1 protein-coding gene is annotated in these 572 nt (G+C 36.2%); it reads right to left on the minus strand.

Translation table 11 applies throughout. The features are described from left to right. Positions 1-60: 60 nt before the first annotated feature. Positions 61-572, minus strand: a 512-nt coding sequence (locus B3Z75_RS00705) for a four helix bundle protein (RefSeq protein WP_294066619.1), incomplete at its 5' end; no start/stop codon positions are given.

The raw sequence follows: 572 nt of genomic DNA on the forward strand, positions 1-572 counted from the left end.
GTTTCGATGTTTCAATGTTTGAGCCAAAAATAGTTGAATGTGGCGAAACCTCTCAGTTCATTATTTATCCGGATTATGAGTTTTGTATTTGGGGCCTCTGATGTTTGAGCTTCTTAGATATTTCATGAAAGCAACTATCTTAAAACTTAATATTTCTATTTTTTTTATCATGCTATCTTTTTCTGTTGGAGTGATGTATTGAAAATCGAAGGCCCGGTATATTTGTGATTTGGCTTCAAAGCAAGACCCCATTGAGTAGGAAAGGAAGTTCATAAACTCTTTGTTCCCTCCTCTCCCGAATCCTTCTGCGATATTATCCATAACAGAACCAACGGACCGGTTTAATTGATCTCTCAATGCAAAATCTTTCGAGAACTGATCGTTTTTATAGATAAGATCCCGAACGTCTTTGCATAATTCACGGGCTTCCTTCCAAATATCTAAATCCTCAAAATTTGTAATTGTCGACATTGTTAATCGCTTAATTGGTTTTATATCCTCCAACTCAGTTAAAAAGAACCCCGAAACGTTCAAACGTTTAAACCCCGAAACCCTTAAACATTGAACCTTGA

The sequence above is a fragment of the Proteiniphilum sp. UBA1028 genome (assembly GCF_002316955.1).
GTDB lineage: Bacteria > Bacteroidota > Bacteroidia > Bacteroidales > Dysgonomonadaceae > Proteiniphilum.